The sequence below is a fragment of the Dyella sp. genome (genome assembly GCF_036746095.1).
In the GTDB taxonomy this organism is placed as follows: domain Bacteria; phylum Pseudomonadota; class Gammaproteobacteria; order Xanthomonadales; family Rhodanobacteraceae; genus Dyella_B.
Genome location: NZ_DAIOEU010000002.1, coordinates 228,297 through 238,548, shown reverse-complemented (window position 1 = coordinate 238,548; position 10,252 = coordinate 228,297). Strand labels below are relative to the sequence as shown.

Genomic DNA, 10,252 nt, shown 5'->3' with positions numbered 1-10,252 from the left:
ACTGGCAGCATGATCACTTAAACCAAACAGCCTCCACGAAAACCGGGGCGGTTCATTGAGGGGAAGCAAGCTTGAGACGCCCACCATCGTCAACAAACTTTCTTACTTGCGCGGATTCTTTGATTGGGCCAAAGCTCGTGGGTACTACCCATCATTTTCAAAAGACGAGAACCCTGCCGCTGGACAAGTGGTGTATGGGGTTCGAGAAAAACGCCAGCGCCGTCCATTGGGCTTTAAACCTTTTCCAAAGAGCAGGTTCACGCCTTGTATGACTCCAAGGCGATGGAAAAGGGGTTGAGTGAATCGGCTCGCTGGGGCGCTTGGATTGGTCTTTACACAGGCGCGCGAGTTGCGGAAGTTGGTCAGCTCACTTTGGCTGACTTCGTGGAAGTAGATGGGATTCCATGTATCCGCATCACAGATGAAGCGGAAGGTCAGTCCGTCAAATCTGACGTCAGTATTAGAACGATTCCCGTGCATCCTGCATTGATAAAACTGGGTCTTCTCAAACGGGTTGATGCCTTGCGTAAAGCAGGGGAGACGCCTCTGTTTCCAAGCGTCAAAACAGACGGTGTCAATGGTATGGGGAACTGGCTATCGAAGGCTTTTAGCCGTCATGTCTTAGCGACCGTTGGAAAACCTGAGAAGGGAAAGTTCGGTTTTCACAGCCTCAGGAAGTCTGTTGTTCAAGGGCTACAGACTTTGGGCGTACCCTCCGAAGTACGAGCGGCGTATGTCGGGCATGAGCTGGATGATGAGCATCATGCTTCTTACAGCAGGGCACCAACCATGAAAGAACTGTTGGAAGCGGTGAAGAAGTTGGATTGGGGGTATAGATGACGACCGAAGAGCATCCCATTTATCGTAACGCCATCAATGCAATCCAGATTGCAGTTGAGGACTTCAACGAAGGTACTCCGCAGCGAATTGCATCCGCAGTGCGTAGTCTTACATCGGGAATCCTTCTTCTATGTAAGGAAAAGTTGCGTCGAATTTCCCCAGAAGACGAGATTCTTATCTGGAAGAACGTGAAACCGTCCAAGGGCAAAGACGGTTCTGTGCAATTCGAGAAGATTGGGAAGGCAACTGTAGATGTTCAGGAAATCATGGAGAGATTCAAATCGTTCGGGGTTCGCTATGACGCTAAGACTCTTAAGGGCGTCGCGGACGTTAGAAATGCTGTAGAGCATCATTATGTGGAAGATGTTGCCCAGATCCGTGGAGCTTTCGTTGACGGTCTGAGATTTCTATCACAGTTCATGCCTGAAAACTTGGGGGTGAACCCAAAAGATGCATTGGGTGAGCCCGTTTGGGACGCGCTAATTCGGCAAAGAGAGATCGAAGATGCGCTGAAAGAACAATGCCAGACAACCTATGCAAGTATGAGTTGGCCTCCTCTACTCAAGGAAATTATTGAGAAGGTTGGGTGTCCAGAGTGTGGTTCTCCGTTGGTTAAACAGGTTGACTCATCCAACAAAGACGCTCCATCAGCCATTTGGGAGTGCACCGCATGTGGCCACAAAGAGGATGCGCAGGAATGGGTGGGGAAAGTTGTTCCCGAGCATTATGGGGCCGAGATCCACTTGGCGATTAAAGATGGCGACACATCGCCAGTAGATGTCTGCCCCGAATGTGGGGAGGAGGCGTTCGTCCACGAGGTATCTCAATGCCTGGCGTGTGGTCTTGAAGTTGGGAGTGCGGGGAAATGTTCTGTCTGTGGTGAAACCCTTGAACTGGAAGATTATGGGGAGTCACTTTGCTCCTACCATCGCCACGCCATGGAGAAGGATTGAGATAATTGAGTAGGTTTGAATCGTAGAGTTCGTTGGGAACGAAGTTAACTAAATTTCTTGGGGGAGCGATGGCCTCGTCAGAAATAGCTCGCATCAAAGCGAGGGCGAAGAGCAGAAAGAAAATAAATGATGTTTATGAGGATTCGCTCCGTGCGTATGTCGTCCACTACTCTTGCCAATCCTTCTACGACAATCCGAGTGGCACGTCCAAGCGTGTGACTTCCATTGCGGTAAGAAATCTTCAATCGGCTCAAACCAAGTCTTGGTCCATACACCAGTCGGCAGAGTTGGCGGGGGAGCTTGATAGCATTACTGACAACTTAGACCCTCACGAAAAGAGAATGCTTGACGGTTACTTCGCATTTCTGGAGGCACATCGGGATGCCACATTCATCCATTGGAACATGAGGGATGAAAACTTTGGCTTTGCGGCATTGGAACATCGGTTTCGTGTTCTTGGGGGGCAACCCTTTCAGCTTCTCGATGACCGAAAGCTTGACCTTGCAAGAGAGGTGGTGTCGTTATATGGGCTTGGGTACGTTCCCCATGAGTCGCCAACAGGAAAGAAAGGCCGTCTAATGGTTCTTGTTGAAAAGAATCACATGGCAGATATCGGCGCATTGCAGGGGCAGGAAGAGGCTGAGGCATTTGAGCGCGGAGAGTATCTGAAATTGCATCAATCGACGCTTCGCAAGGTCGACATACTCTCTAACATCTTTGATCGAGTCCATGCAAAAACGCTCAAAACTGACGCGAGCTTCGCTGACAAGTATGGGATGCACCCAGTCGCCATCACGGAAGTTGTCAAGAATCACTGGTTAACGATGATTATTCTTTTCTTGGCGGCGATCTGTGGGGCCGTGGTGAAGTATAGCAACTTCTTTTCTTGGTTATCGCCATCTCACAAGTAGGGAAGTATTACTTGGGAGTGATACTCCTCTGGAATTGCGTTTCCTCAAGAGGCATGGCGCTCTGATTTCTGTTTTGTTATAGATTGAATTTCTTGTCTAAGGGTTCTATCTGGCATCAAGCGAGGCTTGCCTGTGAGCACTGTCGAAGTTGGCGATTCCCTTGAGAGTCACGTATATGACTTGCTCAAGCGAGAGATAGAAAGCGGGCGCTTCTATATTAACAAGAAGTGTTGTCGCATCTACAAGAAGAAGGGTTACTACTCTTCAGCTAGGAAAAAGAAGATCATCTTCGATGTTTCTATCGAAGTTAGGATGCCGGGTCAAAGGAAGTATTCTTTTCTGATTCTCATCGAGTGCAAAAACTATAGGGGAGCGGTTCCCGTAGGGGAGATAGAAGAATTTCACGCAAAACTTCAGCAGGTCGCTGGGTCAAACGTCAAAGGAGTTTTCGCAAGTTCAAACTCCTTCCAGGAAGGGACAAGGAATTTTGCTAGGTCGAACGGTTACGGTTTGATGCGTTGCTTCAAGGGTGACGAATTCAATTGGGATCTACCTCGGTCTCCATCTGCTAGCTTGGGCTTCGGCTTATCCAGCCAGATAGACGTAGAAAAGGGGTTGTCGAATGAGTCGTTCAAGAGCCATGTCTTTGACCTGTATTTCCAATTTGGAAGTCTTCTCAGTAACTCCCTATGGGAGTTTTTTTGCGCCATTTTCAAGTCGGACACTGATCTTTTCGAGAACATCAAGGCGTCGATCAGTCCTCTAGATGAACCGCCTAAACTGGTTCCGTTCGTCGACATTCAAGACATTGAGGAAGTTTCGTCTGATGTCCTGAAGAGAGTCGACTACAAGGGTGGAAAGGTGCCCTTGGAGATCATTTGTGAAAATGAGAAGGAAGTTTCGGGATTGACGGTAGTAAGGATGGAGAAGTCGGAGGATTCATCCCAAAGTCTACTTGGAACCATCAACTTCAAGCGTCGTGAGATAAACATCTACGAGCAGGACGCCGACTACAAGCCTCGTGAGCGGTTTACGCTCGCCCATGAACTTGGGCATCACTTCTTAGGTCATGAAAAATACATGAGGAGTGAACTGCGGAGGGCCGAAGATTCAGATGATGACTTGACGCAGATGGAACGATCTGATCTTGACCGTCTGGAATGGCAGGCAAATCAATTTGCGTCTTTTCTTTTGATGCCCAAAGAGGCCTTCACAAAGAGCTTCTATCGGGAGCTAGAGGAACGGGGCATTCGTGATAGGGGATATGGTCCCCTCTACTTAGACAATCAGTCCTGCAACATTAAGGATTTCCAGATGGTTGCTATGGCGCTGATGAAAGAGTATGGCGTCTCCAAAACTGCCGTTCGCTTAAGGCTTGAACGGCTTGGGTTACTTACAGATGCTAGGACTAGGTTCACCGTGACTGGCAGGCCGAAGTCTCTCGCTGAAATTTTGACTGCTTCACTGCGTCGGTAAGAATACTGATGAGCCAGCAACTTTATTACTTACCTGTTAGCCGTCGTGTCGCGGAATTGTTCCTGTCCGATGGAGGCGTCCCTGACCTATTTATTGAGCGCGTAGGTTTGCTATCAATGTTGGTCGTCGCCAGTAAACCCGCTATGGGACATTCCGCCTTGGGGAGGCTCATCGTTGAAGCAGATGCGTCCCTTTATAAGGTGGACGCCAATGAGGTGGCGCAGCAGTTGCAGGAGATGAAATCCGAATTTTCGGATATGAAGCCTGATGAACTGATGGCTTCGATGGCAGAACAAGCGATTGAGTTTGCACCTGAAGACAAGATTGCAGACAGGTCATGGTGTGGTGGAAACGGGCGTTATACACCAGCCTTCCAGGATGCATGCCGAGATACTTTGCACGAATTTGAGCTTGCCGTTGACGTTGGGGAGGAATCAGACTTCAGTGAACTGGACAATGAAGACGACTCTTCAGAGCCACCTTCTAGGCGCTGGGTAAAATCATCAGGGACCAGGGATCAAATCGTGGTTGCCAAGGCCTTCATGGCCGACCCGTATGAGCACTTTTCACTGACGGCCTACGCTGGGACTGGCAAGACACACTTGATCTTTGCGCTTGCTGAAGGTGGTCGAAAATACACGCACCTTGCTCCATCGCGTGCCCAACAGTTTGCCTTTCAACAGCGAGTTGGAAGTTCCGCCATCGAGTCTAAAACGTTATTCGAATTGGCGATCAGTATTGCCAACAAATTCTTTCAGCAACGAAGCACCCGTTGGGTGAAACCACCCCAAATCAAGGACTCCAACTGGCCGTTTGTTCGTCAGGCTGAAGTGGCGGGCATCTCTGGTATTGAAGGCGCTGAGCCATACCAGGTGTTGCAGGACGTCTTCGTTACTCTGCGGAACTGGTGCCACAGCCATGACGAAGCAATTGGCCATCACCATTTGCCACGCAAACTTAAACTTATCAGCTTGCCGTCGAAAAACGTCTACATCGGTTATGCAGGACGTATCTGGGACCTGATGTTTTCTATTGATGGATCGAAGACGGAGCAAATCTTCAGCATCAAGATTTATCACTTGGTCAAATGGCTTGGCCTGTCTGGAGCCTCTATTCCTCCACTTGGCACATTGCTCGTGGACGAAGCCCATGACCTCTCAGGTGGTTGGTATCACATGCTGAGCAGGTATCAGCAGGGCCTTGTGACAATGTCTGATCCTTATCAGAGCATCTTCTCTGGCGTAGGGGATGTAGAGCATGCCAAGACGTTTAGGATGACGCAGTCCGTCAGGACGGGCGAGCAGGCCATGCCGTTTGTTCGGGAAGTCCTTGGCTATCATTCTGAAAAGCTTGTTGCAGAGCCGATTATCGGTTCTAAGGACCACATCACACGACCCAAGTTATACGACAAGGGAAGTGAGCTTCCCGAGGAAGGGTTAAGGGTCTACGGCTCCGAGTGGTTCATGCTGGAAGACGCATTACGGCTGAAGGACGCGGGAGCACTATTTCGGTTTGTTCCTGCTTCTGGTGATGCGCTTCGTTCGTCAGTGATGGATGCAATCAACCTAAAGAAGTATCGGGATCGACCCAAGTCCTACCACCTTAGAACCTTTACGAGCTGGAGTGAACTCGCTAGTCACTTGTCTGACATTGGCTGTCCCAAGGTGGCGCGACTCTTTGAGCGTGGCTTTGATGTCGAGCATCTAGAGGCTCTTTTCAAAGCTCAAAGCGAAGAAGGCGAGCAGCGGGTGTTACTTGGTCTCCTGGATCATTGCAAGAACCTTGAGTACAGCACTGTCATGATGTCGAACTGCTGCTTTCTAGACAACTTTAGGAGGTTTGAGAAGGACTTGTTCTTCAGATCAGTGTATGTCGCCATGACCCGTGTTCATGACGAACTTTGGTTACCTGGAGATGTGATGGCTCGATTGAGCGATATTGCAAATAGGTAGTGGCAATTGAAGATTGAGGTCTTCGTAGTTGCCATACCGTAAGAATGAATTTCAAGTTCAATGAAAGAACCTTTTAATCCTGATGGAGGAATATATGGTGTATTGGATTGTGTTGGCGGTGAAGATCGTTCTGTCCGGTGCCCTGGCGGTTCTCTCATATGTGTTTTGGCAGTGGGCAAAGTCTGGCCTGTGGAAGCGGGAGTGACGTCGCGGTCCGAGTCGCGGGAGCCTCGCTCATTTTTGCGTGGGCTTGCCATTGACGATCCCTTCACGGAATAGGCCGAAAGTATCTGCCTGCCTTCATCACAGGACAGGCATTTGGCTGCTAAATTTAGGCGATCCGGCAGGTAGGCTGCCGGCCTAAAGAGGGGAAGCTCATGTTACGCATCCACGGAGTTCGCAAGGCTCTGTTCGCCGGTTTGATCGCTGTCGGTTTGACGTCTGCTGCCTTCGCGCAAACTTCGACGCCTGCGACAGGGCTGGGCCAAGCTTGGCCGAATGCAGCCGATCAGAGTGCCAATCCAAACTGGCACGTCTACGTGTTCTATCTCAACGGCATCAAATACGTCCAGGTCAACGATCTGAATGGCAACGTGCATGTGGCGGTAGGCGCGGCAAGCGGCACGGTCGTCGTTCTGCCGGTCGGTGTGGATTCGCAGCGCGTGCAGACGGCCACTTCGAGTGCGTCCTCGGCGGCAACAACGATCTACAGCGATGCCACCACGACGATCACCGCGACACCGCAGAGTGGTGGAACGACTTTCAACGTGCTGCAAGCGCAGATGACCAAGTGCGATCCGCTGAATTGCTCTTCGGTAGCAAGCGGCGTGCAGTAACTCAGTCAACCCACAATCGTAGGGGTTCAGAACCTTTTTGCTTCTGGACTCCTACCGATTGACTGTGTAGCAAGGTCGTCACCACGACGCGCTCATTGCTTGACCGAACATGCAGCACGCCATCGAAGGTTCGAGCGTGAGCGCGCATGCCCTGGACATCCGACAGGTTCGTGCCGAGCTTCATAGCGAGGTCGCGGCGCGACTCACCAAAGTAGACGCCCTTCGCCACGCCGTTAGTGTCCAGATGGCCCTCGACACGCACAACGACCCAGCGACGATTATTCGTCTCCCCGGCGCGCACGATCAGCTTCACGCTGGAACAGGTGATGTCCGACGTGACGTGCACGATACTCTCGCAGGCAGTTCGGTAGATCGCGGTATGGACCGCTGACTCCAAAAACATGAAGCCGCGCCCGCCAATCTCGCATCGATACGACAGGCCCGCTTCGTCCAGCGCTCGGGCGAGTGTCTCGTTCAAGGCCGCGGGCAAACCGCGGTCACGCCATGCGGATGGGTGCAGGCTTTCTGCAAGCAAGTAGACCTGTTCGTGCGCCTTGATTGCCTGCTTGTAGAAGCCGTGCGTCTCGATGTTGGGAAGGATCCGCCGCATGTGTTGCAGCGTTTGGGAATTTGCGATGTGAAGCGATCCGGCCACGAATTCCAGGCGCTCTGCGGCGCTTCGCATCCGGCGTTCGGTCGCCATCAGCTGCTGCCGCGCCATGTCGTGAACCTCTTGGGCCGCGATCCGCTCACGCTCATCCTGGAGGCGTTGGGCCGAGACCTTTGCGCCGAGGGCATACAGTGCGCTGACCGCGAGACAAATCATGGCGGTCATCTCAGCGGGTTCAAGCGTGGGCGTTCCAGGCTGCAGGATGCCGTTGCAAATGATCACCACGGTGCCCGCCAGGGCAGCCGCACGCCAGCCGTGCTTGAAGGTCAGCCACGCAGCCGGGATCAACATCGCCGTTTCGAGCAGTTGGGTCGGAGCGTTGTTGAGGTAGTTGGCTATGACCGCCATCAGGACGATCACCGGGATCGCAATGCCCACAGCGTCGGCCAGCAGCCGGCTCGATAGCAGTCGACCAAGCTGGGCCTTTACGTGCCCTTTCCGATAGTCCAGGCGAGCAATCAGCGCCCAGGGCACGATCGTGAGCAGGCCGGCATAGTTGCCGGACAGATAGATGGCGGCGATCAGCGGACGCGGGCGGTAGGGGCCAGTTGTGATGCCGAGGGTGGAGATCAGCGCGAAGTTGTAGGCGCTAATGACAACGGCCACCAGCAGGAGGCAGCCCAGGAGCGCTTTGACGTTAACCAGGTGCTTCGTCGGGAACACACCTAGCCGTTCGCGGCAGAACCACGTGATCGGCATGCAAAGGAGGATCTCCGGAATCATGCGGACTGCTACCCAGGCGGCATTGAAGTCCGGCAGACACTGCCAAGCGAAATAGGCGTTCGGGACAGCCTCTCCAAGGAGAAGCGCGGGCCAATACCGATAAGGGATCAACAGCAAGCAGATCAGTTGAAAGCCGGCATAGACGTGCCAATGGGCCGAGGCGGCATTCGCGGCATGTATCGCCCAAAACACCAGCGCGTATCCAACACAGATGCCAATCTGCGTGAGCCACTCTCTACCAAACTGCCCCCTCCCCATGCTCCGTCCCCCTGACCGAGATTTATGATGCCGCGTTGTCGTCCCCATTGACCGCTCTTCTATCGGCCAACACGGGTCATCATTGGATGTTAAGCGTGAAAGTGTCGTATAACCACACCGCAATATCTTGTGATCAGCCCTGTCCCGGGACGCGGGTTTCGACCAAGCAGACAACCCAACCCTTGCCGACGTCAGGTCGCCCCAGTATAAATTTCACACACACCAGACAGCAGGGAGCATGTCTCTATGACGCATTCTACGGCGCATCACGCCAAACATCGTGCGGCGCATCATCACCCCGCGCACCGTCAGCCCAATCACGTCGACGCCTTCATCAAACTCCAGGTGGCTGACGCCAGGGCCGTCAGCCTCAAGACTGGCGTGCCGGTAAGCGTCATTCTCGCCCAATCCGGGCTCGAAAGTGGCTGGGGCCTTCGAATGAAGGGCAACGCCTATTTCGGCGTGAAAGGTCACGCCCCGGATGGCGGCACGACCAAGTTCGTCACGCACGAGGTAGTGAAAGGCCAGCGCAAACAGGTCACCGACAGCTTCCGCGACTACGCAAACTATGGCGAAGCTGCGGAGGACTACGCCGAGATGTTGCAGCGTCGCTTTCCACAAGCCTTCGCTGATAACAGCGACTCCATGAAGTTCGTGACTCACCTTCATCGCTACGCGACCGTTGGCGACTACGTGGAACGGGTTCAAGGTGTCATCCGCGGCCACAATCTGCAGCAATACGATGTGAAGCCATGAACCGACTACTTTCTTTTCTTCTCGGTCTGACGTTCATCGCGTCGGCGTGCGCCCAAAGTAAGCCCATCAAGAACGACGACGATGCGGCAGCGCGTGCAGAAGACCTGACGACGCAATATCACCTCACTCCTATCAAGCTGGATTGCCTCTACTTCGACACCGCTGATGAAGGTAACGACTGGCTCGTTCGCGTTCGCACCAAACAAGGTGGGGAATGCGGAGGCGAGCCGGACGTTACGCAGACCGTTTACTTCATGAAGCTTCGCAAGAGCGACGGCCACGCGACCACGACTGCCTACAATAACGATGGCAACTTTGAAGAACTCAAGCGTGCGCCCGCTAGCAGTTCAAGCGTAAGCAAATGATGCACTTACAGTAGCCTCCTTAGCAGCTCAATTTCGATGATAGAGATTGAACGAAGCTTCTTGTTCTAGGAGTGCCTGCTCGTATTTTCGCAGCGATAGCAGAAGATAGGTCAGATACTTCCCGGACAATTTGTCCTTAATCATGAGGCTTTGTCTTTTGAGACCTTTTTAGCGCGCCGGGCTTTCATCCCATCGGAATCCCGCTCAAACGTCTTGAGGCGCCTTTCCAGTTCAGCGCCAAAAGTACCGAGGTCGGAACCGCATCCAAGCAGCCACGTCCTGAGTTGCAGGGTGTCCAGTCTCAAAATTCCTCTTTCCACCGCGGACACATATGGCTGCGATAGCCCCGTTTTATGGGCTAGCTTGGCTTGGGTGAGATCCGCTTCCTGCCTGGTTTCAATCAGCAACTGCAGGAAAACTGGGTATTCCTTCGAATGGATGGATTTCCCCTTAGGCATGTCACGTGCTCCAGTAATGAAGCCACGCTAAACAACAACATGAATTACTCCATC

At 52.6% G+C, this 10,252-nt stretch carries 9 protein-coding genes and 1 pseudogene; 8 read left to right on the top strand and 2 right to left on the bottom strand.

The genetic code is table 11. The features are described 5' to 3' along the window. Positions 1-258 precede the first annotated feature (258 nt). The 6 genes and pseudogenes from V7M64_RS02140 to V7M64_RS02115 all read left to right on the top strand — a co-directional run. Positions 259-840, top strand: a pseudogene (locus tag V7M64_RS02140) (site-specific integrase); the annotation flags it as partial. Further along, a complete protein-coding gene (locus V7M64_RS02135) occupies positions 837-1,793 on the top strand; it encodes a hypothetical protein (protein ID WP_333676698.1) in 957 nt (318 codons plus the stop codon). The pseudogene V7M64_RS02140 and the gene V7M64_RS02135, both read left to right, overlap by 4 nt. A gap of 68 nt (positions 1,794-1,861) precedes the next feature. Then, on the top strand, positions 1,862-2,704 hold the full coding sequence (locus V7M64_RS02130; RefSeq protein ID WP_333676696.1) for a hypothetical protein: 843 nt from the start codon (positions 1,862-1,864) through the stop codon (positions 2,702-2,704). A 132-nt stretch (positions 2,705-2,836) separates the two neighbouring features. Continuing rightward, positions 2,837-4,180 carry an ImmA/IrrE family metallo-endopeptidase gene (locus V7M64_RS02125; protein WP_333676695.1) on the top strand — a complete coding sequence of 448 codons (1,344 nt, stop codon included), beginning with the start codon at positions 2,837-2,839 and terminating at the stop codon, positions 4,178-4,180. 8 nt (positions 4,181-4,188) lie between these two features. Next, positions 4,189-6,132, top strand: a complete 1,944-nt coding sequence (locus tag V7M64_RS02120; RefSeq protein ID WP_333676693.1) for a hypothetical protein — start codon at positions 4,189-4,191, stop codon at positions 6,130-6,132. Between the two features lie 377 nt (positions 6,133-6,509). Then, a complete protein-coding gene (locus tag V7M64_RS02115; RefSeq protein ID WP_333676692.1) occupies positions 6,510-6,968 on the top strand; it encodes a hypothetical protein in 459 nt (152 codons plus the stop codon). A gap of 1 nt (position 6,969) precedes the next feature. Here the strand turns inward: V7M64_RS02115 and V7M64_RS02110 are convergent, their stop codons facing one another. Next, on the bottom strand, positions 6,970-8,553 hold the full coding sequence (locus tag V7M64_RS02110; RefSeq protein WP_333676690.1) for a hypothetical protein: 1,584 nt from the start codon (positions 8,551-8,553) through the stop codon (positions 6,970-6,972). A 312-nt stretch (positions 8,554-8,865) separates the two neighbouring features. Between V7M64_RS02110 and V7M64_RS02105 the strand changes: the two genes are divergently transcribed. Further along, positions 8,866-9,375 (top strand): glucosaminidase domain-containing protein, encoded by a 510-nt coding sequence (locus tag V7M64_RS02105; protein WP_333676689.1) that lies wholly within the window; start codon positions 8,866-8,868, stop codon positions 9,373-9,375. Next, positions 9,372-9,740 (top strand): hypothetical protein, encoded by a 369-nt coding sequence (locus V7M64_RS02100; protein WP_333676687.1) that lies wholly within the window; start codon positions 9,372-9,374, stop codon positions 9,738-9,740. The genes V7M64_RS02105 and V7M64_RS02100 overlap by 4 nt, the downstream gene beginning before the upstream one ends. A gap of 140 nt (positions 9,741-9,880) precedes the next feature. Here V7M64_RS02100 and V7M64_RS02095 read toward each other — a convergent pair whose 3' ends face one another. Next, complete coding sequence (locus V7M64_RS02095; protein WP_333676685.1) at positions 9,881-10,198, bottom strand: helix-turn-helix transcriptional regulator; 318 nt, start codon at positions 10,196-10,198, stop codon at positions 9,881-9,883. Positions 10,199-10,252: the final 54 nt, after the last annotated feature.